Genomic DNA, 26,722 nt, shown 5'->3' on the forward strand with positions numbered 1-26,722 from the left:
CTAGCCTGGGCTCCATGAAGATCGCGATTCTCGACGACTACCAGGAAGTGGCACTCGGCTTCGGGGACTGGGACTCCCTCGGCGCCGAGATCGAGGTGTTCACGGAGCCGTTCGCGGATCCCGCCGACGTGGTGGCCCGCCTGCGGGACTTCGACGTCGTGGTCGCGATGCGCGAGCGCACCCGCTTCCCGGCCGAAGTGCTCGACCGGCTCCCCGCGCTCAAGCTCCTGGTGAGCACCGGGCACCGCAACGCCGCGATCGACGTGGCCGCCGCCCGGCGCAACGGCGTGGTCGTCTCCTCCACCGGGTACATCGCGGCCCCGGCGGCCGAGCACACCTGGGCGCTGATCCTCGCCGCGGCGCGGAACGTGCCGGTGGAGTCGCGGAACATGCGCGAGGGCGGCTGGCAGACCACGGTCGGCACGATCCTGCACGGCAAGACCCTCGGGCTGCTCGGCCTCGGCAGGCTCGGCGCGGGCGCGGCCGAGATCGGCAAGGCGTTCGGTATGGAGACCATCGCCTGGAGCCAGAACCTGACCCAGGAGAAGGCCGATCCCCACGGCGTGACGGCGGTGTCGAAGGACGAACTGTTCGCCCGCTCGGACGTGCTGTCGGTCCACCTGGTACTCAGCGACCGCACCCGCGGACTGGTCGGCGCGCCCGAACTCGCCGCGATGAAGCCGACGGCGATGCTCGTCAACACCTCGCGCGGTCCGATCGTCGACGAAGCCGCCTTGGTGGACTCCTTGCGCCGCAGGGAGATCGCGGTCGCCGCACTCGATGTCTACGACGTCGAGCCGCTGCCTTCGGAGCATCCGCTGCGGACGCTGGACAACGTCGTGCTCACCCCGCACATCGGCTACGTCACCCGCGAGGCCTACGAGATCTTCTACCGCGACGCCGTCGAGGACATCGCGGCCTTCCGGGCGGGTTCACCGCTGCGTGTCATGGAGTGACGTCGCGCAGCTCGGCGAGCACGGCGTCGGTGTAGGGCGGCCACACCTCGGCCGCCCACGGGCCGAACGCGCGGTCGGTGAGCGCGACACAGGCGGCGCCGGCGTCCGGATCGACCCACAGGAACGTCCCGGACTGTCCGAAGTGGCCGAAGGTCCGCGGTGAGCTCGACGTGCCGGTCCAATGTGGACTCTTGTGGTCGCGGATCTCGAAACCGAGGCCCCAGTCGTTCGGCTTCTGATGGCCGAAACCGGGCAGGACACCGGAAAGTCCGGGGAAGACCACGGAAGTCGCCTCGCGCACCGTCTCGGCGGCGATCAGCGTCGGTGCCTGCAGTTCGGCGGCGAACGCGACCAGGTCGTCCACAGTGGACTCCGCACCCGAGGCGGGTGAACCGGTCAGCTTGGTCGCCTTCATGCCCAGCGGCTGGAAAAGTGCCTCCGCCTGGTAGTCGGCGAAGGGGATGCCGGAATGCTCGGTGAGCGCGTCGGCGAGTTGTTCGAAGCCGGCGTTGGAGTACAGGCGCCGGTTGCCGGGCGCGGCCATCGGCTTGTGCTCGTTGAAGGCCAGTCCTGAGGTGTGCGCGAGCAGATGCCGGATCGTCGACCCCTTCGGCCCGGCGGGGGTGTCGAGCTCGACGACGCCCTCTTCGATGGCGATCAGTGCGGCGTAGGCCGTCAGCGGCTTCGTCACCGACGCCAGCTTGTACACCTTCGACGTGTCGCCGTGCGTGCCCAGCACGTCACCGGCGGCGGTCACCACGGCCGTGGCGGCGTTGTCCACCGGCCACTCTTCGATCCCACGCACGCTGTCCATGCCCCACACCCTACGAAGCCCGGGCCGGTCGGGGCGGCCCGGGCTTCGCGGAATGAGGAATCAGGCGTCGAGGTCGGTCGCCACCAGCTCGGCGATGGCGTCGACGGCCGCCTCGGCCCCCTCGCCCTCGGCACTGATGATGACCTCGTCGCCGTAACCGGCGGCGAGCGTCATCAGGTTCAGCACGCTGCCGGCCGCGACCGGGTCACCGCCCGCCTTGGCGATCTTCACCGCGACGGGCTGCGCCGCGGCCGCCTTGGCGACCGTCGCCGCGGGCCTGGCGTGCAGGCCCACCTTGCTGGCCACGGTGACGCGTTTCTCCGGCATGTTCTTTCCCTTTCGTGCCTTCGGTTCCGCTGAGCTGAAACTACTTGATGGGCTTGGCCGCGGTGGCTTCGAGATCGGCCTCGATCGCGTCGTCCTCGCGGCCCGGGGTCCGCAGGTTCCACTTCTTGATCACGAACCGGAAGATCACGTAGTAGACGACCGCGTAGGCCAGGCCGATCGGGATGAGCAGCCAGACGTTGCCGCTCGCCGCCGGGTGGTTGAAGTTGAGCCCGAAGTCGATCGCGCCCGCGGAGAAGCCGAAGCCGAGGTGGATGTCGAGCGCGTTCACCAGTGCCAGCGACGTACCGGTCAGGACCGCGTGGATCAGGTACAGCGGCCACGCGACGTACATGAACGAGAACTCGATCGGCTCGGTGATACCGGTCAGGAACGAGGTCAGCGCACCGGCGATCATCACACCGCCGACGATCTTCTTCTGGCTGGGCTTCGCGGTCTGCCAGATCGCCAGCGCCGCGGCGGGGATGGCGAACATGAAGATCGGGAAGAAGCCGGTCATGAAGGTGCCGCGGGTCGGGTCGCCCTCGAAGAACTTCGTGAGGTCACCGCCGTCCAAGATGAACCACACCGGCACGTTCAGGAGCTGGTGCAGACCGACCGGGATCAGCAACCGGTTGAGCACACCGTAGATACCGCCACCGACCACCGGCGCGCCGGTGACCGCCTCACCCGCGGCCTGGATGCCGTCGTTGACCCAGTGGAAGACCAGGCCGAGCGGCACCGCGAGGATCATCAGCGTCAGTGCGGTGACGATCGGCACGAACCGGCGGCCGCCGAAGAAGGCCAGGTACGGCGGCAGCTTGATGCGGTAGAACTTCTGCCACAGCAGCGCGGTGACGAGACCGACGATCACACCGGCCAGCACGCTGTAGGGCCACTTGAGCGGGTTGAGCATCAGGCCCGCGGGCTTCTCGGGGTTCCAGCCCGGCAGTTCGGAGAACGGCGCGAAGACCTGGAGAACGCTGGTGAACACGAAGAAGCCGACCACTGCGGCCAGTCCGGTCGCGCCGTCGCTCTTCCGCGCGAAGCCGACGGCGATACCCACCGCGAACAGGAGCGGCAGCCAGCTGAACAGCGAGTTGCCCGCCGCGCCGAGCACCTCGGCGACCTTGTCCCAGCCGAGGCCGTCCTTGCCGAGCAGGTCCGGCTGACCGAGCCTGTTGAGAAGTGCGGCGGCGGGAAGAGCGGCGATGGGGAGCATGAGGCTGCGGCCGAAGCGCTGAAGCCCGGCCAGTCCCTTGCCCTTGCTCTTCGCCCCCTCCGCGGTGGTGGAGCTCATCGGGTACCTCCGTAGTGAGGATGGTGACCGGAATCCGGGGTGTTCCGGTCAAGCTGCATGGTGACCTGGTAGTGATCGCCCCGGTACCAGGAAGTCATGTCTTCGATCGGTTCCCCGTTGACGCTGGAGACCCGGCGGAAGACAAGGAGCGGACTGCCGGCGCGCATGCCGAGCATGCGGGCCGTTTCGCGGTCCGCGGATTCGGCCCAGACCGTCTGCCACGCGTGGTCCGGGCGAAGGTCATACGACTGGGCGAGTTGGACGTACAACGATCGAGTGAGATCGAGGTCGAGCAAGCCGGGCATCCGGCCGGCGTGATACCAGCCGCGTTCGACCGCCAGCGGTACCCCGTCGGCACGGCGAAGCCGGACCAGCCGGTGCGCCGGCGTGCCGGGGGCCAGGCCGAGTGCGTGTGCCGAAGGGGCGGGCGGGACCTCGGTGGCGGTCTTGACGACCTCCGTGGTCGGCGTCATCCCGCGACGGCGCATGTCCTCGGTGAAGGACATCAGGTAGAGCTGCAATTCCATCCGCCTCGCGGCGGTGAACGTCCCTTTCCCGCGCACGCGGGACAGGAGCCCTTCTTCGACGAGCTTGCCGATCGCCGACCGGACCGTGAGCCTGGACACCTGGTAGGTCTCGGCGAGGTCACGTTCCGAAGGGATCGGTGAGCCAGGGGGTAGCTCACGCTCCACTGTGCGGCGCAGAATCTCCCGCAGCTGGGCGTGCTTGGGCGTCGGTCCGTTGATCACACGGTCGGACGGCGGCAGCTGCGCCGAAGCGCTCATGACGGTCACCGTCCTTTCGGGCCGGTCGATTTGGGTAACCCGTACTCGCGTCTGGTCCGGAAGATTGGTACGTTCCGGTCTAGACCAATGATCCGATGGGGCAGGATGCTCCGTCGCACGAGCGGGTGTCAACCACCGTTACGCGTTCGTGGCCAGGGATCGGGTGCGAGTCGGCGAACGGCGTAGTACAGCTGGTTCGCATGTGGGAAACCGACAGGGAACAGGGAGACCGCGATGGCGGATGACAGGCCGGAAAAGATCCTCGCCGCGCTCGGCGGCGCCGAGAACGTCATCGAGGTGGAGGGGTGCATCACCCGGCTGCGCTGTGAGCTCGAAGACATGAGCCTGCTCGACGAGGCGGCGCTGAAGGCGGCCGGCGCGATGGGTGTCGTGCGCATGGGCGCCGGTGTCCAGGTCATCGTGGGGCCGGAGGCCGACACGATCGCCAGTGACATCGAGGACCTGCTGTGAGCCTGGAGATCCTGAGCCCGGTCGGCGGGAAGACGACCGCCATGACCGACGTGCCCGATCCGGTCTTCGCGCAGGCGATGGTCGGCCCCGGCCTCGCGGTCATGCCCGCGGGCGGGCGCCAGGACGCGGTCGCGCCGGTCGACGGGACGATCGTGACCCTGCACCCGCACGCCTTCGTGGTGGCCACCGAAGACGGCCGCGGCGTGCTGGTCCACCTCGGGATCGACACGGTGAAGCAGAAGGGCGAGGGGTTCACGCTCCACGTCGTCAAGGGTGAGGCCGTTCGCGCCGGACAGCCGGTCGTCGGCTGGGACCCGGAGGCCGTCGCGGCGGCGGGCTACTCGCCGATCGTGCCCGTCGTGGCACTGGACGCGAAGGCCGAAGTCCTTTCCGGACTGCTCACCGGCGGCGACGTCGAGGCGGGCGACCTGATCTTCACCTGGGACAGCTGAACTCCACACTCGCGAGTGTCATGAGGGGTCCCCATAGGACGGTAGTCGTCCGATGGGGCCCCTCATGACGTTTCTCAGGCGGTGACGACCTGACCGTTGGCGACCCTGACCGCGATCGAGGGCAACGGCTTGTCCGCCGGTCCCTTTTTGACCGCGCCGGTCGCCGCGTCGAAGATCGAGTTGTGGCAAGGACAGTTGAGTTCCGCGCCCGCCGGGACGACCGCGCAGCCCTGGTGCGTGCAGATCGCGCTGAACGCGGCCGCGGTGCCCTCGGCGGTCCTGGTGACGATGACGTCCTTGCCGTCGGCGGTCTTGGCGGCCTTCGCCTGGCCGACCTCGAGGTCGGAGAGCGCGGTCAAGGTCTCGCCCGGTGCCGCGACGGGCGGAGCGGCGGCCGAGCCGGACGACGGGGCTTCGCTTCCGCAGGCCGTGAGGGTGACGGCACCGACGGCCACGCCGGCGACGGCGGCCCCGGTGCTCAGGACGGTGCGGCGGGAATGCAGTTCGGCAGTCATGCCCATAGACACGGTTCAAGCGGCCATCCGGTTCAATTTCGGCGACCATCGGGTGCGGAATTGAACCGAGAGCCCCGCTTTTCCGTGTTCAAGGGCATGGGGGAACCGAACACGCGAAAAGAGATACGGGCATGATCCGGTGGTTGTTGCGGGCGGTGGTGGCGGCGAGCCTGCTCGGTTCGACGTGGGTGCATTACGTCGTATGGCAGGACTGGGCCGCCGAGACGGACGTGGTCGGGCCACTCTTCCTGGTGAACGTGGTGGCGGGCGTGGTGATCGCGGTCGCCGTTCTGGTCTGGCATCACTGGCTGCCCGTGCTGGCGGCGATCGGCTTCGGTTTGGCCACGCTGGGTGCGTACGTGCTTTCACTGACGACAGGGTTCTTCGGCGTCTCAGAGCGCTTCACCACCCAGGCCGAGCTGTGGGGCTTGATCACCGAAGTGGCGTGCGTCGTCTTCGCCCTCCCTTTGCTTTTCCTTCGCGAAGGCACGGATCGGTGAAGGAATTCGCGGAGGACCGGCTGATGCGGGCTCTGCACGACGAGCACGCCGCGGCGCTGTGGTCCTACGCACTGCACCTGACCAGCGGTGACCGGGTCCGCGCCGAGGACGTCGTCCAGGAGACGTTGCTGCGGGCCTGGCGCAACGCCAAGGTGCTCGACCAGTCCGAGGGATCGGCGCGGGGCTGGCTGTTCACCGTGGCGAGACGGATAGCGATCGACGACTGGCGTGCTTCCGCGGCGCATCCGGAGGTGGTGACCGGCGAACCGCCCGAAACGGCGGTCACCGACGGCACCGAACGGGCGGTTCAGGGCTGGCTGGTCGCCGAAGCCCTCGGCGAGCTCTCGCCGAGACATCGTGAAGTGGTCGTTTTGTGCTATTTCCAGGGCTACTCCGTCGCGGACGCGGCGAAGCGGCTTGGTGTGGCCGAAGGGACCGTCAAGTCGCGGACGCATTACGCCTTGCGGGCGTTGCGGATGGTATTGGAGGAAAGAGGGGTGACTCGATGACCGACCCCTTCGCCACCTACGACGCGGCCTACGTACTCGGGGCGCTGTCCCCGGAAGACCGGTCCGCCTACGAGAAACACCTCCATGTATGTGACCAGTGCGCCGCGTCCGTGCGGGATCTGGCGGGGATCCCGGGGCTGCTCGCCCAGGCCGGTGCCCCCGCGCCGCCGGCGGAGGAACCGCCGCCGGAACTGCTGCCGACCGTGCTCGACCGGGTCCGCCGGGGAAGGCGGCTCCAACGATCGATCACCGCCGTCGCGGCCGGAGTCGCCGTCGCGGCCAGTGTCACGCTCGCGGTCGTGCTGACCGGGCCGGTCGCGGCGGGCGGTGATCCGATGACGCCGCTCGGCGACTATCCGGTGACCGCCCAGGTCGCGATGTCCGCCACGGACACCGGCACCAAGGTCGACATGACCTGCAGCTACGGCGGCAACCGCACCGGGGACTACATCCTGGTCGCCGTCGACGCCGACGGCGGCACCAGCGAACTGGCGTCCTGGCGCGCGATGCCCAAGGACACCGCGCACATCGTGGTCGGCACCGCGATGCGCACCGGGGACATCAAGGCGCTGGAGATCCGCACGCCCTCGGGGCTGCCGCTGCTGCGGATGAACCCCTGAGTCCGGTGGGTCGTGAGTGATTCGGGTCGTTCTAGCCAAGGGTGTTTCAGGTACCTACGGCGGGTGAGCCCGGTAGCCGCCTGACCGTGAAGGACTCTTTGAGGGACTGTATTGGGTCACCCACTGGTGTGGGGCCCCACCCTCGGGCAGGGCAGGGCAGGCGTAAGTGCACAACTGCAGGTTCTCCTTTCCCAGTACATGAAGGCCCCCTTCACTGCGCCTAGCGCAAGGAAGGGGGCCATCATGTACTTCACGCGAGCAGGACCGCAGGTGACGAGTACCGCCCAGCCGCGGCGCCTCGCCTGCCGTAAGTGCGTGAAAGTCCCTGTCACGAAAAGAAGTTCTTGCCTGAGGGCACCACGGGGGCGGACTCTTGATCTTGTGTTCATGCCGATTGCCTTCGCGGTGGCGGGCGCCGGATCGGCGCTCGCCACCCGCGCCTGCCTGCGCCGCGCGGGAGCGCCGGTGACGGTCTGGACGGCCGCCCTCACAGCGGCCCTCCTCCTGGCGGTCTCCCTCCGCCACCAGGACGGGGCCTGGCCGTCCTGGTGGCTCGCGGTCCCCGCCGTGCTGACCGTCTTCGCCGTCCCGCTGGCGCTCGCCGACCTCAAGTACCGCCGCTTGCCCGACGTCCTGACCCTGCCCGCGTACCCGGCCCTCGCGGCCGCCATCACGGTCGCCGCGGCCGGGGGAGGGGCGGCCATCGCGGGGCGGGCCGTGCTGGGCGCGCTGGTCTTCGGCGGCGCGCACGCGCTCGTGCACGCGCTGTCGCCGTGCTCGCTCGGCGCCGGTGACGTGAAGCTCGCCGGGAGTCTCGGCGCGGTCCTCGCCGCGACGGGCTGGCCCTCGGTCGTGCTCGGCGCGGTCGCCGCGGCGCTGCTGAGCGTGGCGCTCGCGGTGGGCGGACCCAGGCATCCGACGGTGCCGCACGGCCCCGGTCTCCTGGTCGCGGCCTGGGCGCTCGCGGTCTTCGCCGGACCCGGTCCGGGATAGCCCGGCCCTTCCCCGGCAGGTTGGGACGTGTGACAGGATCTGTCAGGTGTTGCGCTGGATAACCGCAGGGGAATCGCACGGACCCGCCCTCGCCGCCATCCTGGAAGGGATGCCCGCCGGGGTCGAGGTCACGACCGCCGAAGTGGGCGAGCAGCTCGCGCGACGGAGGCTCGGCTTCGGCCGCAGCCCCCGGATGGGCTTCGAGACCGACCACATCGAGTTCACCGGCGGCGTCCGGCACGGGCTCACCCAGGGTGGCCCCGTCGCGATCCAGATCGAGAACGCCGAGTGGCCCAAGTGGGAGAAGGTCATGTCGGCCGATCCCGTGCCCGCCGAGGAGCTGGAAGGTCTGGCGCGCAACGAGCCGCTGACCCGTCCCCGGCCCGGCCACGCGGATCTGCCCGGCATGCAGAAGTACGGCTTCCCCGAGGCCCGTCCGGTGCTGGAACGCGCGAGCGCCCGCGAGACCGCCTCGCGGACCGCGCTCGGCACGGTGGCCCGCGCCTTCCTCAAGCAGCTGCTCGGGGTCGAGATCCTCAGCCACGTCGTGTCGATCGGCGGCGCCTCGGCGCCGGAGGGCCCGCTGCCCGTGGCGTCGGACCTGCCCGCCATCGACGAGAGCCCCGTCCGCGCCTTCGGCCAGGAGGGGACCGACGCGATGGTCGCCGAGGTCGACGCCGTGCGGAAGGCCGGTGACACCGTCGGCGGCGTCATCGAGGTGATCGCCTACGGGCTGCCGCCGGGCCTCGGCTCGCACGTGCACTGGGACCGCAGGCTCGACTCCCGCCTCGCCGGCGCGCTCATGGGCGTGCAGGCGATGAAGGGCGTGGAGGTCGGCGACGGCTTCACCACGGCCACGCGCTGGGGCAGCCAGGCCCACGACGAGATCGACCGCGGCACCGGCCCGGTCGGGGTGACCCGCCGGTCCAACCGCGCGGGCGGCCTCGAAGGCGGCATCACCAACGGCGAGCCGCTGCGCGTGCGTGTCGCCATGAAGCCGATTTCGACCGTCCCGAAAGCACTGTCCACTGTGGATGTCACCACCGGCGAACCCGCGGTGGCCATCCACCAGCGGTCCGACGTCTGCGCGGTACCCCGTGCCGGGGTCGTGCTGGAGTCGGTGGTCGCGCTGATCCTCGCCGACGCCGCGCTGGAGAAGTTCGGCGGCGACTCGCTGGCCGAAAGCAAGCGCAACGCCGAGGCCTACCTGAAGGCGCTCGAGGAGCGCTGGTGACTCCTCGTGCGGTGATCATCGGGCCGCCGGGCTCGGGTAAGAGCACGGTCGGCCCCGCGCTCGCCGCCGCACTCGGCCTGGCCTTCCGCGACAGCGACGACGACATCGTCGCCCGGGCGGGCAAGTCCATCACCGACATCTTCACCGAGGAGGGCGAGCCGGCCTTCCGCGCGCTGGAGGAGGAGGTCGTCGCCAACGCGCTGGCCGAACACGACGGCGTCCTCTCCCTCGGCGGGGGAGCGCCGATCACGCCGGGCACCCGGGCGCGGCTCGCCGCGCACACCGTGGTCTTCCTCAACGTCGGCATGGCCGCCGGCGTGCAACGCGCCGGGCTGTCGACGGCGCGTCCGCTGCTCGCCGGGGTGAACCCCCGTGCCACCTACAAGGCGCTCCTCGACGCGCGCCTGCCGGTGTACCGCGAGGTGGCCACGATCGAGATCGACACCGATCACCGTACGCCCGCCGAGGTCGTCGAAGCCGCCGTCGCCGGGCTGACCGAGTACAGCAAGGAACAAGCATGAAGCGCACCACCGCCGGCGTTCTCTTCGCCGTCCTCGCCTTGACCCTGACCGCGTGCGGCGAAGAAAAGCAGCCCGCCGGCTCCGACGTCGTCCAGACCGGTGGGGCGACCAGCGCCGCTCCCGGCGCGACCAGTGCCGCCGCCGAGGCGGACGTCGCCGCGGACGTCAAGGTCACCAAATGCGACAGCAACAGCTACACCCCGAAGATCACCATCGAGGTCACCAACAGCTCGAGCGAGGACGCGCGCTACGCCGTCACCATCGCGATCAAGGACGCCGAGGGCAAGGCCTCCGGTGAAGCGCTGTTCGCCAAGAACCGCATGACGCCGGGCCAGACGGTGACCGAAGAGATCCCGGGCGACACCCCGGTCAAGGGCAAGATCACCTGCGAGGTCGCCAGGGCCAAGCGGCTTCCGCCGAAGTGAGGGACACGATGACCGAGCCGGTCCGCATCACCGTCAACACCGCCAAGCCGTATGACGTCGTCATCGGCAGGGGACTGCTGGGCGAGCTCACCGAGCAGCTCACTGACGCCTCCAAGGTCGCGCTGATCCACCCCCCGACGCTCACGACCACCGCGGAGGCCATCCGCGACGAACTGGCCGAGGCCGGGATCGACGCGCATCGGGTCGAGATCCCCGACGCCGAGGACGGCAAGGCCCTCACCGTCGCCGGTTTCTGCTGGGAGGTGCTCGGCCGCATCGGCCTCGACCGCCAAGGCGTGGTCGTCGGCCTCGGCGGCGGCGCGGTGACCGACCTGGCGGGGTTCGTCGCCGCGACCTGGATGCGCGGCGTGCGCCTGGTCAACGTGCCCACCACGCTGCTGGGCATGGTCGACGCCTCCGTCGGCGGGAAGACCGGGATCAACACCGAAGCAGGCAAGAACCTGGTCGGCGTCTTCCACGAGCCGAGCGCGGTCCTGGTGGACCTCGCGACGCTGGAGACGTTGCCGCCCAACGAACTCGTCGCCGGGATGGCCGAAGTCGTCAAAACCGGGTTCATCGCGGATCCACGCATCCTCGAACTCGTCGAGCAGGACCCCGCCGCCGCGCTGGATTCCACCGGCGAGGTCCTCGGCGAGCTGGTGCGCCGCTCGATCCAGGTCAAGGCCGACGTCGTCGCCGCGGATCTGCGTGAGTCGAACCTGCGCGAGATCCTCAACTACGGCCACACGCTCGGCCACGCCATCGAACGCCGCGAAAAGTACCGATGGCGTCATGGCGCCGCGGTGAGCGTCGGACTGGTGTTCGCCGCCGAGCTCGCGCGCCTGGCAGGCCGTCTTGACGACGCCACCGCCGATCGCCACGCCGCCGTCCTCAAGCTGCTGGGCCTGCCGACCACTTACGACCCGGACGCGCTCCCGCACCTGCTGGAAACGATGAAGGGCGACAAGAAGACCCGCTCGGGTGTGCTGCGCTTCGTCGTCCTCGACGGGCTCGCCAAGCCCGGCAGGCTGGAAGGCCCCGACCCGTCGCTGCTCGCGGCGGCGTACTCGGTGGTGGCGGGCGAGGCACCCAAGCCCGGCGGGAGTGTCCTGCTGTGAAGGTGCTCGTCCTCAACGGTCCCAACCTCGGCAGGCTCGGGCTGCGGGAACCGGGCATCTACGGTTCGGCCACGCACGCCGATCTGGTCTCGACCTGCGTCGGCACCGGCAAGGAACTCGGGATCGACGTCGAGGTCCGTCAGACCGACCACGAGGGCGAGATGGTCGGCTGGCTGCACGAGGCCGCCGACGTCGGCTGGCCGGTGGTGCTCAACGCCGCCGCGTGGACGCACTACTCCATCGCGGTCCGCGACGCCGCCGCCCAGCTCAAGGCGCCACTGATCGAGCTGCACATCTCCAACGTGCACAAACGCGAGCGGTTCCGGCACCACAGCGTGCTGTCGGACATCGCCACCGCCGTCATCGCCGGTCTCGGTGTCGACGGCTACCCGCTCGCGTTGCGCTGGATGGCCGCGAACGCGGTATGAACACCCCGCCGGAGCTGGTCACCGCACGGCTTCGGCTGCGCGCGTTGACCGAGTCGGACGCCGACGCGATCGTCGAGCTCTTCGCCGATCCGGAAATGAGCGCGCATTTCGCGGTCCCGCTCACCGAGCCGGACCGGGTGCGCGAAATGGTCGGCCGCAGGTTGTCCTACGACGGCCCGGCCGGGATGGGGCACTGGGTGATCGAGCGCGACGGTGACGTCATCGGTCTCGCGCATCTGCGGCCCTCGGCTGAGTTACCCGGCGACGTGCCGGAGATCGGCTATTACCTTTCGCGCGCGCACGGCGGGCAGGGCTTCGCGACCGAAGCCGCGAAGGCCCTGCTGGAGCACGGCCTCATCGGGCTCGGCCTGTCCTCGGTGTGGGCGCTGATCGGCGAGTCCAATGTGGCCAGTCAGAACCTGGTGCGGCGCTTGGGTTTCCTCGACGTCGGTGGGGGAGATCACTACGGCAGCGGGCCGCATCGGGTCTTCGTCGCGCTGCCGTCGGACCACGGCAAACCGCATCACATCGAACTGTGGGTCCCGGATCTCGCACGCGCCGAGGCGAGCTGGGGCTGGCTGCTCGGCGAACTCGGCTGGCGCGAATTCCAGCGCTGGCCCGCCGGGGTCAGCTGGAGGCACGGCGCCACCTATCTCGTCGTCGAACGTTCGCCCGCGCTCAGCGGGGCGACGCACGAGCGCACCCAGCCGGGGCTGAACCATCTCGCCCTGCACGTCGATACGCGCGACCGGGTGAACGAACTGGCCGCGAAAGCCCTCGAACATGGCTGGTCGACGATGTTCCCGGACAAGTATCCGTATGCGGGCGGTGATCAGCACTACGCCGCCTACCTGGAAAACGCCGATGGCTTCGAAGTGGAGCTGGTCGCTCTACCGGGGAGCGACGTCACCCAGGCGGGCTAAGTCTCGCTACACTCGGCCATCATGCGCCTTTTTCGTGGGGGTCGGGGACCCGCCCGTGCCGTGGTGGCCGTCCTCGCGGCCGGCGCGCTTTCGATGGCGTGCAGTGACGGCACCGTCCAGTCCCAGGCCGACGGCAAGGGCGGCGGGATCGGCGGGGTCCAGCAGGCACCCGCCGAGAAGCCCCGCCCGATGGACGTCGAACTCGCCACCGGTGATCCGCGCCAGAGCGGCGGCGTGGTCGCCGCGGGCGATCAGGACGCGGTCTACAACTACGGCCCGACCGTGATGCGGGACGGCGACAAGCTCCGGATGTGGTGGTGCAGCCAGTACGGCAGTGCCCAGCCCGCCGGTGACGACATCCTCTACGCGCAGTCGCCGTCGCTCGACGGTCCCTTCACCGGCCCGTCCGGTGGCGGCCCGGCGGCGGTGTTCTCCGGCGCGCCCGGCGGTTTCGACGGGATGCACACGTGCGACCCCTCGGTGATCAAGGTCGGCTCGACCTACTACATGTATTACACCGGCGCGGCGGGCGACCACGCGCTCGGCAACTCCATCGGCCTCGCCACCAGCACCGACGGGCTCACCTGGACGCGTTCCGCGGGCGGGCAGCCGATCATCGGCCCGTCGCACGACGTGCACCGCGCCAACGTCTACGGCGCGGGCCAGCCCTCGGCGGTGTACCTCGACGGCTGGTTCTACGTGCTCTTCACCGACACCACGGCCAAAGCGGCCGGGTGGAACGGCGCCGGGCAGTTCCTGCTTCGCGCCAGGGACGCGGCCTTCACCCGGGGGGTGGAGACGCTGGGGGAGCAGGGGTTCGTGGCCAAGCCCAGCACGATCTCACCGCGCACCCGCTCGCTGGTCGACGGGTTCAGCACCGATCTCATGTGGGTCGGCGCGCTCGACGCCTTCGTGATCGCGCACGAGACCGACACCGGTACCACGCTCACCTTCTGGACCAGGGACTTCACCGCTCAGCCATACCGGCCGGTGCTCATCCCCGGCAGCTGGAAGGAAGGCCCCGGCCTGGTGCGGCGGCCCGACGGGCACGCGCCGCTCTCCTCGGGCGACGTCTGCGACCGGGTGCCGTTCGACGTCGTCCGTGCCACGATCGTCGGCGGCGCGGGGGCGCCGACCGACCTCAGGCATTTCGGCCTCGACGTCCGCGGTTCGCGGGCCTGCGACGGCGACGCCCGGATCCGGACCGCGTTCGAAGGGGTCGCGATGCCTTCGCCGCAACGGACGATCGACCTGGTGGCCGAGGGAAAACTGGTCCGGGTCGACCGGCGCTCGGTGGCGGCGACGCTCGCGGGCGAGGTGGTCGACCAGCGGCTCAAGGTGCTCGAGAAGTTCCCGCAGGCCGCGCGCCTGAGCGCCGGGGCGAAAATGGTGCGCGCGCCGGGCCGCGGGGTCGCGGTGGTGCTCGACGGCAAGCTGTTCGCCGTGCCCGACACCGGGGCGGCGGCGCTGAACGACTCGACCGTCGAAGAGATCAGCGATCAGGCCTGGGACGGTTTCCCGGCCGGTTTCTCGCTCTCAGGCTGAGCCTCGTCGTCCTCCGGGGCCGTCGTCGCGATCCGGCCGCCGACGAACAGGCCGAGCCCGGCCGGGATGAGCACCAGCAGGGCCGAGAAAGCGGCGCCGCCGGTGAGCGCGCCGCCGAGTTCGGAGGCGCCGGTCTGGTCGACGAACACCGCGCGGCCGATCACGTACAGCACGCCGGAGACCGGGCCCGCGATCAGCGCCGCGATGAACCAGTTCTTGCCGCGCTCGGGTTTGCCCTGCCACGCGTCCACCGCGCCCCAGCCCGCCGCCGCGCCGACCAGGACGGCGAGGGTGAGGGAGGTGACGAGGGTCTGGTCGGTGGGGTTGTAGACCTCGTACTTGGCCAGCACGGTGACGGCCGCGCCGTGCAGCAGCGCCATCACGAGTCCACGAGTCAGCCACGGTGCCATTGGGGGAGTTTAACTCGCCAGTAGCGATCAGCGGCCGCTGCGCCCGGCCGCATTTAGTCCTCTGGATGCGGGCCTCCCCCGCCGGAGGGGTGCCCGGTGGGCCAGTGATACCGAGGCAGTGACTGCTGAGCCTGTGGTGGCATCGCCAAGTACATGAAGGCCCCCTTGCTTGCGCCCAGGTACATGAAGGGGGCCTTCACGTACTTGGGCGGCGGCGAAACGCGTGCCACCAGCGGCCTACCCCCTAAACTCCAAGACGTGCGTGAATACTTCTCTCGCCGCCGTGCGGCGCTGCGTTCTCTGCTTGCCGACTCCGGCGTGGACGCGCTGCTGGTCACGGACCTGCTCAACATCAGGTACCTGACCGGCTTCACCGGGTCCAACGCCGCTCTCCTCGTCCACGGGGGCGGCGACGACAAGACGATCTTCTGCACCGACGGCCGCTACACGGTCCAGTCGGCGACGGAGGTGCCCGACCTCGAACGGGTGCTGGACCGCGCGAGCGCGGCGAAGCTGGCCGACCTCGCGGCCGAGAAGAAGTTCGGCAAGACCGGGTTCGAGAGCCAGCACGTCAGCGTCGAACAGCACGAGGACCTCAAGGTGCGCTTCGACCGCGTCGAGCTGGTCCGCACGCCGGGCCTCGTGGAGCAGCTGCGGCTGGTCAAGGACGAGCAGGAGATCGAGGCGCTGCGCCAGGCGTGCGCGGCGGCTGACAGGGCGCTGGAGGACCTGGTGACCTCCGGCGGGCTCCGGCCGGGCCGCACCGAGCTGGACGTCGCCCGCGACCTGGAGAACCGCATGCTCGGCCACGGGTCGACCGGGCCGTCGTTCGACACGATCGTCGCGGCGGGCGCCAACTCCGCGATCCCGCATCACCGGCCGACCTCGGCCGTCCTCGCGACCGGCGACTTCGTCAAGATCGACTTCGGCGCCACGGTCGACGGCTACCACTCCGACATGACCCGGACGTTCGTGCTCGGCAAGCCCGCGGCGTGGCAGGAGGAGGTCTACGAACTGGTCCGGCGCGCGCAGGCGGCGGGCTGTGCCGCGGTCTTCCCCGGCGCCAAAGTGTCCGAAGTGGACAAAGCCGCCCGCGGTGTGATCACCGACGCGGGCCGCGGCGAGGAGTTCGGTCACGGCCTCGGCCACGGCGTCGGATTGCAGGTGCACGAGGCGCCCAGCCTCGCTACCACGGGCGTCGGTACACTGACCGCCGGTATGGCGGTCACCGTCGAGCCTGGTGTGTATCTGCCCGGCCGCGGTGGCGTGCGCATCGAGGACACGCTGGTCGTGCGGGAAGGTACGCCCGAACTCCTCACACTGAGCACCAAGGAACTCGTGGTCGTCTGACGGCGGCCCGGAAGATCGACACAGGAGACTGCACACTCGTGGCCACCACCAACGACCTGAAGAACGGGCTCGTCCTCAACCTCGACGGCCAGCTGTGGACCGTCACCGCGTTCCAGCACGTCAAGCCGGGCAAGGGCGGTGCGTTCGTGCGCACCACGCTCAAGCACGTGCTGACCGGGAAGGTCGTCGACAAGACCTTCAACGCGGGTACGAAGGTCGATACGGCCACCGTCGACCGCCGGAACATGACCTACCTGTACAAGGAAGGTCAGGACTTCGTGTTCATGGACTCGGAGACCTACGACCAGATCACCGTGCTGGCCGAGACCGTCGGTGACAACGCGAACTACCTGCTCGAGAACACCGAGGTCCAGGTCGCGGTGCACGAGGGCGTCCCGCTGTACATCGAGCTGCCGACCTCGGTCGAGCTGATCGTCCAGCACACCGACCCCGGCCTGCAGGGCGACCGCTCCACCGGTGGCACCAAGCCCGCCACCCTGGAGACCGGCGCCGAGATCCAGGTGCCGCTGTTCCTCACCACCGGCGAGAAGATCAAGGTCGACACCCGTGACGGCCGCTACCTGGGTCGCGTCTCCAGCTGATGGCAGGCTCAGACAAAGCCGGCAAGTCACCGAACCGCGGTGGGCCGATCAGCCGTCGCCAGGCCCGCAAGCGTGCCGTCGAGATGATGTACGAGGCCGCCCAGCGCGGTGCCGACGCGGTGACGCTGCTGGCCGACCGCGTCGGTTCGGTCGAGGTCGACCCGATCGGGGACTACACGATCTCGCTGGTCGAAGGGGTCACCGGACGCAAGGCACAGATCGACGAGCTGCTGTCCGAGCACGCTCAGGGCTGGACGCTGGACCGGATGCCGCCGGTGGATCTCGCGGTGCTCCGGGTCGGTGTCTACGAGCTGCTGTGGGCCCCGGACGTGCCGGACCCGGTCGCCATCGACGAGGCTGTCGGGCTGGCGAAGGAGTTGTCGACCGACGACTCGCCGCGGTTCGTGAACGGCGTGCTCGGCCGGATCGGCACCATCGCGGACCGGCTCCGCGCGGTCCTGTAGAAGACGTACTACAACGGGCCGTGTCCTCTGCCGAGGGCACGGCCCGTTCTCGTGCTCGGTGGTGCTGGTTGGCGTTTCCGGTCCCCCCGGACCGAAAACGTCGCCATCTCTAGTCCTCTTTGGACGGGCGAGCTTCCGGCGGCAGCACACCCCAGTCGATCAGCTGCTCGGTGAGCTCGCCGGGGGTCATGTCGTAGATGATCGCCAGCGAACGCAGGTCTTCGGTGCGGATGGAGAGCACCTTGCCGTTGTAGTCGCCGCGCTGGCTCTGGATGGTGGCGGCGTAGCGGGCGAGCGGCCCGACCTTCTCCGCCGGGAGCTGCTGGAGACGCTCCAGGTTGATGACGATCTTCGTGGCGGGTTCGGCGCCCGAGGGCACCCGGCCCTCCGGCAGCAGCTCGACCACCGGCACGCCGTAGAAATCGGCCAGCTCGGCGAGCTTCTGCACGGTCACGGCGCGGTCGCCGCGCTCGTACGAACCGACGACGACGGCCTTCCACCGGCCTCCGGACTTCTGCTCGACCCCGTGCAGGGACAGGCCCTGCTGCTGGCGGATCCCGCGGAGCTTGGCCCCGAGCGCCTTGGCGTAATCGCCCATCTGGTGGTTCTCCGTTTCCTCATCCCCAACCGGTCGGAGTGACCGGTCCAGGGGACTCCTAGAGTCGAATACTCAGAGTAATGGTTACGCATAGTTGTCACCAGGTCAAGCGGGTGCTTTCGCGAGGCGTTCGTCACCTGGGGCGCGCCACCCGTAAGAAGGAGGGCCCGCTCCTGCTAGTGTCGGTTCGATTTCCTCGCCAAGCAGGAAGTCGACGTCCTTTAAGGACCCGTCCAGAGAGGCGGGGAAGGAGGTCCGCCTTGTCGTCACGTCCACGTGGCGCGGCGGAACCGGCGGGAGAGCGTGAGCTGCTCTCGTCCGGCGATGTCGCGCGCACGATAGCCCGAATGGCCCATCAGGTCATCGAGAAGACCGCTCTCGGTGCCGGTGGCTCGACTCCACCCGTGTTGCTGGGCATCCCGACCCGGGGTACCCCGCTCGCCCTGCGGCTCGCGGACAAGATCGCCGAGTTCTCCGGCATCCGTCCGCCGACCGGCGCGCTGGACATCACGCTCTACCGTGATGATCTCCGCCGCCGTCCGCCCCGCGCGCTCGAACATTCGCAGCTGCCGCCGACCGGCATCGACGACGCGGTGGTGATCCTGGTCGACGACGTGCTGTTCTCCGGCCGCACCATCCGCGCCGCCCTCGACGCCCTGCGCGACCACGGCCGCCCGCGCGCGGTCCAGTTGGCCGTGCTGGTCGACCGCGGCCACCGCGAACTGCCGATCCGTGCCGACTACGTGGGCAAGAACGTGCCCACCTCGCGTGCCGAGGGAATCGAGGTCCTGCTGTCCGAAGTGGACGGACGGGACACGGTTCTGTTGCGGGCGCAACCAGAAGGAGACCGATCGTGAAGCACCTGCTCGCCACCGACGGGCTCGACCCGGCGCTCGCGACAGCCGTGCTGGACACCGCGGAAGAGCTCAAGCACACCCTGCTCGGCCGCGAGGTCCGCAAACTCCCGACCCTGCGGGGCCGCACCGTCATCACGCTGTTCTACGAGAACTCGACCCGCACCCGTGTCTCGTTCGAGATCGCCGGGAAGTGGATGAGCGCCGACGTCATCAACGTCTCCGCGTCCAGTTCTTCGGTCAACAAGGGCGAATCGCTGCGGGACACCGCGCTGACGCTGGCCGCGGCCGGTGCCGACTGCGTGATCATCCGGCATCCCGCCTCCGGGGCGGCGCAGCGGCTTTCGGGCTGGCTCGCCGAGGCCGGGACGGCGGTCGTCAACGCCGGCGACGGCACGCACGAGCATCCGACCCAGGCACTGCTCGACGCGGCGACCCTGCGGGAGCGGCTCGGCTCGCTGGAGGGCCGCCGGATCGCGATCGTCGGCGACGTCCTGCACAGCCGGGTCGCGCGGTCGAACATCCACCTGCTGTCGGCGCTCGGTGCCGAGGTGGTGCTCGTCGCGCCGCCGACGCTGCTGCCCGCGGGCGTGGAAAGCCTGCCGGTCACCGTGTCGCACGAACTCGACGCCGAACTGCCCGCGGTCGACGCGGTCATGATGCTGCGGGTCCAGGCCGAGCGAATGCACGGGGGCTTCTTCCCCTCGGCACGCGAGTACTCGATCGCCTACGGCCTCAACGAACGGCGGATGAAGCTCCTGCCCGAGCACGCCGTCGTCCTGCACCCCGGCCCGATGCTGCGCGGGATGGAGATCGCCTCGGCGGTCGCCGACTCCCCGGCCTCGGCCATCACCGAACAGGTCCGCAACGGCGTCCACGTGCGCATGGCGGTCCTCTACCACCTGCTCGCCAGTGAAGGAGCCGCTGCATGACCACCGTCCTGATCAAGGGCGCTCGGCCCTACGGCGAGGGCGACCCGGTCGACGTGCTCGTCGAGGACGGGGTCATCACCGACATCGGGTCCCTCGACGTGCCAGAAGACGCCGAGGTGATCGAAGCGGGCGGCCAGGTGCTGCTCCCCGGCTTCGTCGACCTGCACACCCACCTGCGCGAACCCGGCCGCGAGGACACCGAGACCATCGCCACCGGTTCGGCGGCGGCCGCGCTCGGCGGCTACACCGCGGTGTTCGCCATGGCCAACACCGACCCGGTGGCCGACAACGCGGTGATCGTCGACCACGTGTGGCGGCGCGGCCAGGAGGCCGGGCTGGTCGACGTGCACCCCGTCGGCGCGGTCACCGTGGGCCTCAAGGGCGAGAAGCTCGCCGAACTGGGCACCATGGCGAAGTCCGAGGCCCAGGTGAAGGTCTTCTCCGACGACGGCCTCTGTGTCGCGGACCCGCTGCTCATGCGCCGCGCGCTGGAGTACTCGACGGCGCTCGGCGTGGTCATCGCCCAGCACGCGGAGGAACCCCGGCTGACCGTCGGCGCGCAGGCGCACGAGGGTGAGCAGGCCGCGCGCCTGGGCTACACCGGCTGGCCCGCTTCGGCGGAGGAGTCGATCGTCGCGCGCGACTGCCTGCTCGCCGAGCACGCGAACGCGCGCCTGCACATCTGCCACGTGTCCACCTCGGGTACGGCCGACATCCTGAACTGGGCCAAGGAGCGCGGTACCAAGGTCTCGGCCGAGGTCACCCCGCACCATCTGCTGCTGACCGACGAACGGCTGGCGACCTACGACCCGGTCAACAAGGTCAATCCGCCGCTGCGCACCGGGGCCGACGCCGAGAAGCTGCGCGCCGCGCTGGCCGAGGGCGTCATCGACTGCGTCGCCACCGACCACGCGCCGCACGCCGTCCAGGACAAGGACTGCGAGTGGAACTCGGCCCGTCCCGGCATGCTCGGCCTGCAGACCGCGCTGTCGATCGTGGTCGAGACCATGGTCCGCACCGGCCTGCTCGACTGGCGGGGCGTCGCGCGCGTGATGAGCGAGCGGCCCGCCGAGATCGGGAACCTGTCCGATCACGGCCGCCCGATCGAGGTCGGGGAACCGGCGAACCTGACGCTGGTCGACCCGGACACCGAATGGACCGTGCGCGGTGCGGAGTTCGCGAGTATCGCGGCGAACACCCCGTACGAAGGAATGCGGCTCCCCGGCGTGGTGACGGCGACGTTGCTGCGCGGGCGGATCACCGCGCGGGAAGGGAAGATCGCATCATGAGCGACCGGATTCTGCTGACCCTGGCGGTCTTCGTCTTCTTCCTGTTCTGCGTCTTCCTGATGTGGCGCGGCTGGCGGCGGAAATCGCGGACCCAGAGCGTCCAGGTGCCGCCGTTCGCCGAGATCCCGGCGGAGCCCGGCGAGGCGCTCCTCGAATCGACCGGTCTCTACGTCAGCACGACGACGGCGGGGCACTGGCAGGACCGCGTCGTCACCCGCGGCGCCGGGCTGCGCACCGGCGCGGTCTGGCGGCTGCACGAAGACGGCGTCGCCATCGAACGCGGCGGCGCCCCGGACTTCTGGATCCCGCGCTCGGCGATCACCGGCGTCCGCAAGGACAAGGGGATGGCCGGGAAGGTGATGGGCATCGACGCGCTGCTCGTCATCACCTGGCTCGCGGGCGACGTCGAACTGGACACCGGCTTCCGCGGTGACGACGTCGACGACTATCCACAGTGGATCGAAGCTTTGCAAGACACCCGCAACGACATCAAGGGAGGTGCCTGATGAGCACCGTGAACGGCACCCGTGCGCCAGCCGCGCTGGTACTCGAAGACGGCCGGATCTTCCGCGGCTCCGCGTACGGCGCCCGTGGCCGCAGCTTGGGCGAGGCGGTGTTCTGCACCGGCATGACCGGCTACCAGGAGACGCTGACCGACCCCTCCTACCACCGCCAGATCGTGGTCCAGACCGCGCCGCAGATCGGCAACACCGGCTGGAACGACGAGGACGACGAGTCCGCCCGCATCTGGGTTTCGGGCTACGTCGTCCGCGACCCGGCGCGCACCCCGTCCAACTGGCGCGCCAAGCGCACGCTGGACGAGGAACTGGAGCGCCAGGGCGTCGTCGGCATCTCCGAAGTGGACACCCGCACGCTGACCCGGCACCTGCGCGAGCAGGGCGCCATGCGGTCCGGCGTCTTCTCGGGTGACGCGCTCGGCAGCGACGAGGAGATGCTCGCCGAGGTGAAGGCCGGCCCGCAGATGAAGGGCGCCGACCTCGCCGGCGAGGTCACCACGAAGCAGTCGTACGTCGTCGAGGCGCAGGGTGAGCGGAAGTTCCGCGTGGCCGCGCTGGACCTGGGCATCAAGTCCAACACCCCGCGCATGATGGCCGCGCGCGGCATCGAGGTGCACGTCCTGCCCTCCTCGTCCACTGTGGACGAACTGCTCGCGGTCGAGGCCGACGGTGTCTTCCTCTCCAACGGTCCCGGTGACCCGGCGACCACCGCGCACGCGACGGAGCTGACGAAAGCCGTACTACAGCGGGAAATCCCGCTGTTCGGCATCTGCTTCGGCAACCAGATCCTCGGCCGCGCGCTGGGACTGGGCACCTACAAGATGCGCTACGGCCACCGGGGGATCAACATCCCGGTGATCGACGTGGCGACGAAACGCGTCGCGATCACCGCGCAGAACCACGGTTTCGCCCTCGAAGGCGAACCGGGACAGCGGTTCGAGACGCCGTTCGGCGCGGCGCAGGTCTCGCACTACTGCCCGAACGACGACACCGTCGAAGGTGTCCGCGCGTTCGACGTCCCCGCGTTCTCGGTGCAGTACCACCCCGAGGCCGCCGCCGGCCCGCACGACGCGGCACCCCTGTTCGATGAGTTCGTGAGCTTGATGGAGAAGGCCAAGTAATGCCGAAGAGGACAGACATCCAGCACGTGCTGGTCATCGGCTCCGGGCCGATCGTGATCGGCCAGGCCGCCGAGTTCGACTACTCCGGCACCCAGGCCTGCCGCGTACTCCGCGAGGAAGGCCTGCGGGTCTCGCTGGTGAACTCGAACCCGGCGACCATCATGACCGACCCGGAGTTCGCCGACGCCACCTACATCGAGCCGGTCACCCCGGAATTCGTCGAGAAGGTCATCGCCGAGGAGCGCCCCGACGCGATCCTCGCGACCCTCGGCGGGCAGACGGCGCTGAACTGCGCGGTCGCCCTGCACGAGCGCGGTGTCCTGGAGAAGTACGGGGTCGAGCTGATCGGCGCCGACGTCGAGGCCATCCAGCGCGGCGAGGACCGGCAGAAGTTCAAGGACATCGTCCGCACGATCGGCGCCGAGGTGCCGCGTTCGCGGGTCTGCCACGACATGGACGAGGTCCGCGCGACCGTCGCCGAGGTCGGCCTCCCGGTGGTCATCCGGCCGTCGTTCACCATGGGCGGGCTTGGCTCGGGCATGGCGCACACCGACGCCGAACTGGAGCGCCTGGCGTCCACCGGTCTCACCGAGTCACCCGTCACCGAGGTGCTCATCGAGGAGAGCGTCCTCGGGTGGAAGGAGTTCGAACTCGAGCTCATGCGCGACCGGCACGACAACGTGGTGGTCGTCTGCTCGATCGAGAACATCGACGCGATGGGCGTGCACACCGGCGACTCGGTCACCGTCGCGCCCGCGATGACCCTGACCGACCGCGAGTACCAGCACATGCGCGACGTCGGTATCGCGGTGCTGCGCGAGGTCGGCGTCGACACCGGCGGCTGCAACATCCAGTTCGCGATCAACCCGGCCGACGGCCGCATGGTCGTCATCGAGATGAACCCGCGGGTCTCGCGCTCCAGCGCGCTGGCGTCGAAGGCGACCGGCTTCCCGATCGCCAAGATCGCCGCGAAACTCGCCATCGGCTACACCCTCGACGAGATCCGCAACGACATCACCGGCGAGACCCCGGCGGCCTTCGAGCCGACGCTGGACTACGTCGTGGTGAAGGTGCCGCGGTTCGCCTTCGAGAAGTTCCCCGGCGCGGACCCGACGCTGACCACGACGATGAAGAGCGTCGGCGAGGCGATGTCGTTCGGCCGCAGCTTCCCCGAGGCGCTCGGCAAGGCGCTGCGGTCCATCGACACCAAGGCCACCGGCTTCTGGACCCGCCCCGACCCCGAAGGCGCGACCAAGGAGTCCATTTTGGACGCTTTGCGCACGCCGCACGACGGGCGGATCTACGAGGTCGAGCGGGCGCTGCGCTTCGGCGCCACCGTCGAGGAGATCCACGAGGCCTCGGGCATCGACCCGTGGTTCATCGACCAGATCGCCCTCATCGGCGAGGTCGGTGCCGAGGTCCGCGACGCCCAGGTGCTCGACGAGCCGCTGCTGCGCCGCGCCAAGCGCACCGGCCTCTCCGACCGCCAGATCGCCGCGCTGCGGCCGGAACTGGCCGGGGAGGACGGCGTCCGCGCGCTGCGCCGCCGTCTCGGCGTGCGGCCGGTGTACAAGACCGTCGACACCTGCGCGGCCGAGTTCGCGGCCAAGACGCCGTACCACTACTCGGCCTACGAGACCGACCCCGCCGCGCAGTCGGAGATCACCGCGCAGTCCGACAAGCCGAAGGTGCTCATCCTCGGCTCGGGGCCGAACCGCATCGGGCAGGGCATCGAGTTCGACTACTCGTGCGTGCACGCCGCGATCGCCTTGCGCGAGGCCGGTTTCGAAGCGGTCATGGTCAACTGCAACCCCGAGACCGTCTCCACCGACTACGACACCTCGGACCGGCTCTACTTCGAGCCGCTCTCGTTCGAGGACGTGCTGGAAGTGGTGAACGCCGAGCAGGAGTCGGGCACCGTCGCCGGCGTCATCGTGCAGCTGGGCGGCCAGACCCCGCTCTCGCTCGCGAAGCGCCTCGCCGACGCCGGTGTCCCGGTGATCGGCACCTCCCCGGACGCGATCCACCTCGCCGAGGACCGCGGCGCGTTCGGCGAGGTCCTCACCGACGCCGGGCTGCCCGCGCCGAAGTACGGCACGGCGACCTCGTTCGAGGGCGCCAAGCGGATCGCCGACAAGATCGGCTACCCGGTCCTGGTGCGGCCGTCCTACGTGCTCGGCGGACGCGGCATGGAGATCGTGTACGACGAGGAGTCCCTCGCCGGCTACATCCACCGCGCCACCGAGGTCACCCCCGAGCACCCGGTCCTGGTCGACCGGTTCCTCGACGACGCCATCGAGATCGACGTCGACGCGCTCTTCGACGGCGACGAGCTGTACCTGGGCGGCGTCATGGAGCACATCGAGGAGGCCGGGATCCACTCCGGCGACTCGTCGTGCGCGCTGCCGCCGATCACGCTGGGCCGGACCGACATCGAGACGGTACGCCGCTCGACCGAGGCCATCGCGCGCGGCGTCGGCGTCCGCGGCCTGCTGAACGTCCAGTACGCGCTCAAGGACGACGTCCTCTACGTCCTGGAGGCCAACCCGCGCGCCTCGCGGACGGTGCCGTTCGTGTCGAAGGCCACCGCGGTGCCGCTGGCGAAGGCCGCGGCGCTGATCATGACCGGGTCGTCTATCAAGGACCTGCGCACCTCCGGGGTGCTCCCGGCCGAGGGCGACGGTGGGCACATGCCCGCCGATTCGCCGGTCGCGGTCAAGGAGGCGGTCCTGCCGTTCCACCGCTTCCGCACCCCCGAGGGCCACGGCGTCGACTCGCTGCTCGGCCCGGAGATGAAGTCCACCGGCGAGGTCATGGGCGTCGACGTCTCCTTCGGCAAGGCGTTCGCCAAGTCGCAGGCCGGTGCCTACGGTTCGCTGCCGACGTCGGGCAAGGTGTTCGTCTCCGTCGCCAACCGTGACAAGCGTTCGCTGGTGTTCCCGGTGAAGCGGCTGGCGGACCTCGGCTTCGAGATCCTCGCCACCTCCGGTACCGCGGAAGTGTTGCGGCGCAACGGAATCGCTTGCACCGTCGTGCGCAAGCACTACGAAGGTTCGGCCGAGGGGGAGCAGAACGTCGTGGACGTCATCCTCAGCGGCGAGGTGCAGATGGTGATCAACACCCCGTACGGCAACAGCGGCCCGCGCATCGACGGCTACGAGATCCGCACCGCCGCGGTGTCGCGGGACATCCCGTGCATCACCACGGTGCAGGGCGCCGCGGCGGCCGTGCACGGGATAGAGGCGGTCATCAAGGGCGACATCGGCGTGCGGTCGCTGCAGAGCCTCCAGGCGGCGCTGAAGGCCAAGGCATGACCGAACGGTTCGGGGCGAGGCTGGCGCGGGCGGTCGCGGACAAGGGACCGCTCTGCGCCGGGATCGACCCCCATCCCGGGTTGCTCCAGGCGTGGGATCTCCCGGCGGACGCGGGCGGCTTGGAGAAGTTCGCCCTGACCGCCGCCGAGGCGATCGCGCCCGAGGTCGCGGTGATCAAACCCCAGTCGGCCTTTTTCGAGGCCTACGGGCCTCCTGGGGTCGCCGTTCTGGCCAAGACGATGAAGGTGTGCCGGGAAGCGGGCGCGCTCGTCCTGCTGGACGTCAAACGCGGCGACATCGGTTCGACGATGGCGGCGTACACGGCGGCGTTCCTGCCCGCGGGCGCCGAACTCGAAGCCGACGCCATCACCGTGTCGCCGTATCTCGGGTTCGGTTCGCTGGCGCCCGCGATCGACGTTGCGCAGACGCAAGGCAAGGGACTGTTCGTCCTCGCGCGCACCTCCAACCCGGAGGCGCAGGGACTGCAGAACGCCTTGCTGCCCAACGGAAAGACCGTCGCGCAGGACATCGTCGACACCGCGGCCGCGTACAACGCCGGTGTCGGGCCCCTGGGCGACATCGGCGTCGTCGTCGGCGCCACCATCGCGCCGGGAGAGCTCGATCTGAGCGTGCTGAACGGTCCGGTCCTGGCACCCGGTTTCGGGGCCCAGGGGGCCACTGTGGCCGATTTGCGGGTGCTTTTCGGGCCGGGACTGCCGGGAGTGCTCCCGGCGTCGTCCCGTGACGTGCTCAAGCACGGACCGGACCACGAGGCGTTGCGTGCGGCCGTTCGGCGGACACGGGATTCCCTCGGTCCCCTGGAAAACGGCCAATAGC

Annotated in this window: 30 protein-coding genes and 1 pseudogene; 24 read left to right on the forward strand and 7 right to left on the reverse strand. The window is 69.8% G+C overall.

Translation table 11 applies throughout. The features are described 5' to 3' along the window. Positions 1–14 precede the first annotated feature (14 nt). Positions 15–956, forward strand: a complete 942-nt coding sequence (locus AVL48_RS31450) for a D-2-hydroxyacid dehydrogenase family protein (RefSeq protein WP_061990021.1) — start codon at positions 15–17, stop codon at positions 954–956. On the opposite strand, the gene AVL48_RS31455 is transcribed toward AVL48_RS31450, so the two are convergent. The 4 genes from AVL48_RS31455 to AVL48_RS31470 are packed head-to-tail and all read right to left on the reverse strand — an operon-like array spanning position 946 to position 4,179. Next, positions 946–1,770: a serine hydrolase domain-containing protein gene (locus AVL48_RS31455; RefSeq protein WP_061990019.1), complete on the reverse strand. Its 825-nt coding sequence runs from the start codon at positions 1,768–1,770 to the stop codon at positions 946–948. The two genes, AVL48_RS31450 and AVL48_RS31455, sit on opposite strands and share 11 nt — an antisense overlap. 60 nt (positions 1,771–1,830) lie before the next feature. Beyond that, complete coding sequence (locus AVL48_RS31460) at positions 1,831–2,097, reverse strand: HPr family phosphocarrier protein (RefSeq protein WP_044850409.1); 267 nt, start codon at positions 2,095–2,097, stop codon at positions 1,831–1,833. A 40-nt stretch (positions 2,098–2,137) separates the two neighbouring features. Beyond that, positions 2,138–3,394, reverse strand: a complete 1,257-nt coding sequence (locus AVL48_RS31465; RefSeq protein ID WP_061990017.1) for a PTS transporter subunit EIIC — start codon at positions 3,392–3,394, stop codon at positions 2,138–2,140. Then, a complete protein-coding gene (locus AVL48_RS31470; protein WP_061990048.1) occupies positions 3,391–4,179 on the reverse strand; it encodes a GntR family transcriptional regulator in 789 nt (262 codons plus the stop codon). Before AVL48_RS31470 ends, AVL48_RS31465 begins: the two co-directional genes overlap by 4 nt. Before the next feature lie 225 nt (positions 4,180–4,404). Between AVL48_RS31470 and AVL48_RS31475 the strand changes: the two are divergent. After that, positions 4,405–4,650 (forward strand): annotated as a pseudogene (locus AVL48_RS31475) (PTS sugar transporter subunit IIB); the annotation flags it as partial. Beyond that, on the forward strand, positions 4,647–5,102 hold the full coding sequence (locus tag AVL48_RS31480; protein WP_061990013.1) for a PTS sugar transporter subunit IIA: 456 nt from the start codon (positions 4,647–4,649) through the stop codon (positions 5,100–5,102). The pseudogene AVL48_RS31475 and the gene AVL48_RS31480, both read left to right, overlap by 4 nt. A 74-nt stretch (positions 5,103–5,176) precedes the next feature. On the opposite strand, the gene AVL48_RS31485 is transcribed toward AVL48_RS31480, so the two are convergent. Then, entirely contained in the window at positions 5,177–5,617 is a 441-nt protein-coding gene (locus tag AVL48_RS31485; protein ID WP_061990046.1) for a QcrA and Rieske domain-containing protein, read from the reverse strand. Between the two features lie 131 nt (positions 5,618–5,748). On the opposite strand from AVL48_RS31485, the gene AVL48_RS31490 reads away from it, so the two are divergent. From AVL48_RS31490 to AVL48_RS31540, 11 genes are all read left to right on the forward strand, one after another. Further along, positions 5,749–6,117, forward strand: a complete 369-nt coding sequence (locus AVL48_RS31490; protein WP_061990011.1) for a hypothetical protein — start codon at positions 5,749–5,751, stop codon at positions 6,115–6,117. After that, positions 6,114–6,626: a sigma-70 family RNA polymerase sigma factor gene (locus tag AVL48_RS31495; RefSeq protein WP_074038191.1), complete on the forward strand. Its 513-nt coding sequence runs from the start codon at positions 6,114–6,116 to the stop codon at positions 6,624–6,626. Before AVL48_RS31490 ends, AVL48_RS31495 begins: the two co-directional genes overlap by 4 nt. After that, positions 6,623–7,246, forward strand: coding sequence for an anti-sigma factor family protein (locus AVL48_RS31500; protein WP_061990009.1), 624 nt, complete (start codon positions 6,623–6,625; stop codon positions 7,244–7,246). The genes AVL48_RS31495 and AVL48_RS31500 overlap by 4 nt, the downstream gene beginning before the upstream one ends. 387 nt (positions 7,247–7,633) lie before the next feature. Beyond that, on the forward strand, positions 7,634–8,239 hold the full coding sequence (locus AVL48_RS31505; protein ID WP_244162464.1) for a prepilin peptidase: 606 nt from the start codon (positions 7,634–7,636) through the stop codon (positions 8,237–8,239). Between the two features lie 46 nt (positions 8,240–8,285). Continuing rightward, positions 8,286–9,473 carry a chorismate synthase gene (gene aroC, locus AVL48_RS31510; RefSeq protein WP_061980641.1) on the forward strand — a complete coding sequence of 396 codons (1,188 nt, stop codon included), beginning with the start codon at positions 8,286–8,288 and terminating at the stop codon, positions 9,471–9,473. Next, a complete protein-coding gene (locus tag AVL48_RS31515; protein WP_082857825.1) occupies positions 9,470–9,994 on the forward strand; it encodes a shikimate kinase in 525 nt (174 codons plus the stop codon). The genes aroC and AVL48_RS31515 overlap by 4 nt, the downstream gene beginning before the upstream one ends. Next, a complete protein-coding gene (locus AVL48_RS31520; RefSeq protein WP_061980643.1) occupies positions 9,991–10,419 on the forward strand; it encodes a hypothetical protein in 429 nt (142 codons plus the stop codon). The genes AVL48_RS31515 and AVL48_RS31520 overlap by 4 nt, the downstream gene beginning before the upstream one ends. Positions 10,420–10,427: 8 nt before the next feature. Next, a complete protein-coding gene (gene aroB / locus AVL48_RS31525; RefSeq protein ID WP_061980644.1) occupies positions 10,428–11,537 on the forward strand; it encodes a 3-dehydroquinate synthase in 1,110 nt (369 codons plus the stop codon). Further along, positions 11,534–11,965 (forward strand): type II 3-dehydroquinate dehydratase, encoded by a 432-nt coding sequence (aroQ, locus tag AVL48_RS31530; RefSeq protein WP_061980645.1) that lies wholly within the window; start codon positions 11,534–11,536, stop codon positions 11,963–11,965. Before aroB ends, aroQ begins: the two co-directional genes overlap by 4 nt. After that, entirely contained in the window at positions 11,962–12,888 is a 927-nt protein-coding gene (locus tag AVL48_RS31535; RefSeq protein WP_061980646.1) for a GNAT family N-acetyltransferase, read from the forward strand. Before aroQ ends, AVL48_RS31535 begins: the two co-directional genes overlap by 4 nt. Positions 12,889–12,948: 60 nt before the next feature. Further along, positions 12,949–14,433: a glycoside hydrolase family protein gene (locus tag AVL48_RS31540; RefSeq protein WP_061980647.1), complete on the forward strand. Its 1,485-nt coding sequence runs from the start codon at positions 12,949–12,951 to the stop codon at positions 14,431–14,433. Here AVL48_RS31540 and AVL48_RS31545 read toward each other — a convergent pair. Then, on the reverse strand, positions 14,388–14,843 hold the full coding sequence (locus AVL48_RS31545; protein ID WP_167386355.1) for a B-4DMT family transporter: 456 nt from the start codon (positions 14,841–14,843) through the stop codon (positions 14,388–14,390). The genes AVL48_RS31540 and AVL48_RS31545 overlap by 46 nt on opposite strands. Before the next feature lie 258 nt (positions 14,844–15,101). Between AVL48_RS31545 and AVL48_RS31550 the strand changes: the two genes are divergently transcribed. The 3 genes from AVL48_RS31550 to nusB are packed head-to-tail and all read left to right on the forward strand — an operon-like array spanning position 15,102 to position 17,259. Beyond that, positions 15,102–16,193 carry a M24 family metallopeptidase gene (locus tag AVL48_RS31550; protein WP_061980649.1) on the forward strand — a complete coding sequence of 364 codons (1,092 nt, stop codon included), beginning with the start codon at positions 15,102–15,104 and terminating at the stop codon, positions 16,191–16,193. Between the two features lie 38 nt (positions 16,194–16,231). Then, positions 16,232–16,795, forward strand: coding sequence for an elongation factor P (gene efp, locus AVL48_RS31555; RefSeq protein ID WP_061980650.1), 564 nt, complete (start codon positions 16,232–16,234; stop codon positions 16,793–16,795). After that, positions 16,795–17,259: a transcription antitermination factor NusB gene (nusB, locus tag AVL48_RS31560; RefSeq protein ID WP_061980651.1), complete on the forward strand. Its 465-nt coding sequence runs from the start codon at positions 16,795–16,797 to the stop codon at positions 17,257–17,259. Before efp ends, nusB begins: the two co-directional genes overlap by 1 nt. A 109-nt stretch (positions 17,260–17,368) precedes the next feature. On the opposite strand, the gene bldD is transcribed toward nusB, so the two are convergent. Further along, complete coding sequence (gene bldD / locus AVL48_RS31565) at positions 17,369–17,857, reverse strand: transcriptional regulator BldD (RefSeq protein ID WP_003096372.1); 489 nt, start codon at positions 17,855–17,857, stop codon at positions 17,369–17,371. Positions 17,858–18,117: 260 nt separating this feature from the next. On the opposite strand from bldD, the gene pyrR reads away from it, so the two are divergent. From pyrR to pyrF, 7 genes are read left to right on the forward strand one after another with little or no spacing between them, the layout of a single operon-like run. Next, positions 18,118–18,714, forward strand: a complete 597-nt coding sequence (pyrR, locus tag AVL48_RS31570) for a bifunctional pyr operon transcriptional regulator/uracil phosphoribosyltransferase PyrR (RefSeq protein WP_016333099.1) — start codon at positions 18,118–18,120, stop codon at positions 18,712–18,714. After that, complete coding sequence (locus tag AVL48_RS31575; RefSeq protein ID WP_061980652.1) at positions 18,711–19,643, forward strand: aspartate carbamoyltransferase catalytic subunit; 933 nt, start codon at positions 18,711–18,713, stop codon at positions 19,641–19,643. The genes pyrR and AVL48_RS31575 overlap by 4 nt, the downstream gene beginning before the upstream one ends. Further along, a complete protein-coding gene (locus tag AVL48_RS31580; RefSeq protein ID WP_061980653.1) occupies positions 19,640–20,932 on the forward strand; it encodes a dihydroorotase in 1,293 nt (430 codons plus the stop codon). The genes AVL48_RS31575 and AVL48_RS31580 overlap by 4 nt, the downstream gene beginning before the upstream one ends. Further along, positions 20,929–21,438 (forward strand): PH-like domain-containing protein, encoded by a 510-nt coding sequence (locus AVL48_RS31585; protein ID WP_061980654.1) that lies wholly within the window; start codon positions 20,929–20,931, stop codon positions 21,436–21,438. The genes AVL48_RS31580 and AVL48_RS31585 overlap by 4 nt, the downstream gene beginning before the upstream one ends. Continuing rightward, positions 21,438–22,571 (forward strand): glutamine-hydrolyzing carbamoyl-phosphate synthase small subunit, encoded by a 1,134-nt coding sequence (carA, locus tag AVL48_RS31590; RefSeq protein ID WP_061980655.1) that lies wholly within the window; start codon positions 21,438–21,440, stop codon positions 22,569–22,571. The genes AVL48_RS31585 and carA overlap by 1 nt, the downstream gene beginning before the upstream one ends. Further along, positions 22,571–25,885 carry a carbamoyl-phosphate synthase large subunit gene (gene carB, locus AVL48_RS31595; protein WP_061980656.1) on the forward strand — a complete coding sequence of 1,105 codons (3,315 nt, stop codon included), beginning with the start codon at positions 22,571–22,573 and terminating at the stop codon, positions 25,883–25,885. Before carA ends, carB begins: the two co-directional genes overlap by 1 nt. Further along, positions 25,882–26,721 (forward strand): orotidine-5'-phosphate decarboxylase, encoded by an 840-nt coding sequence (gene pyrF / locus AVL48_RS31600; RefSeq protein WP_061980657.1) that lies wholly within the window; start codon positions 25,882–25,884, stop codon positions 26,719–26,721. The genes carB and pyrF overlap by 4 nt, the downstream gene beginning before the upstream one ends. The last annotated feature ends 1 nt before the right edge of the window (position 26,722 follow it).

This window comes from Amycolatopsis regifaucium (assembly GCF_001613935.1).
In the GTDB taxonomy this organism is placed as follows: Bacteria; Actinomycetota; Actinomycetes; order Mycobacteriales; family Pseudonocardiaceae; genus Amycolatopsis; species Amycolatopsis regifaucium.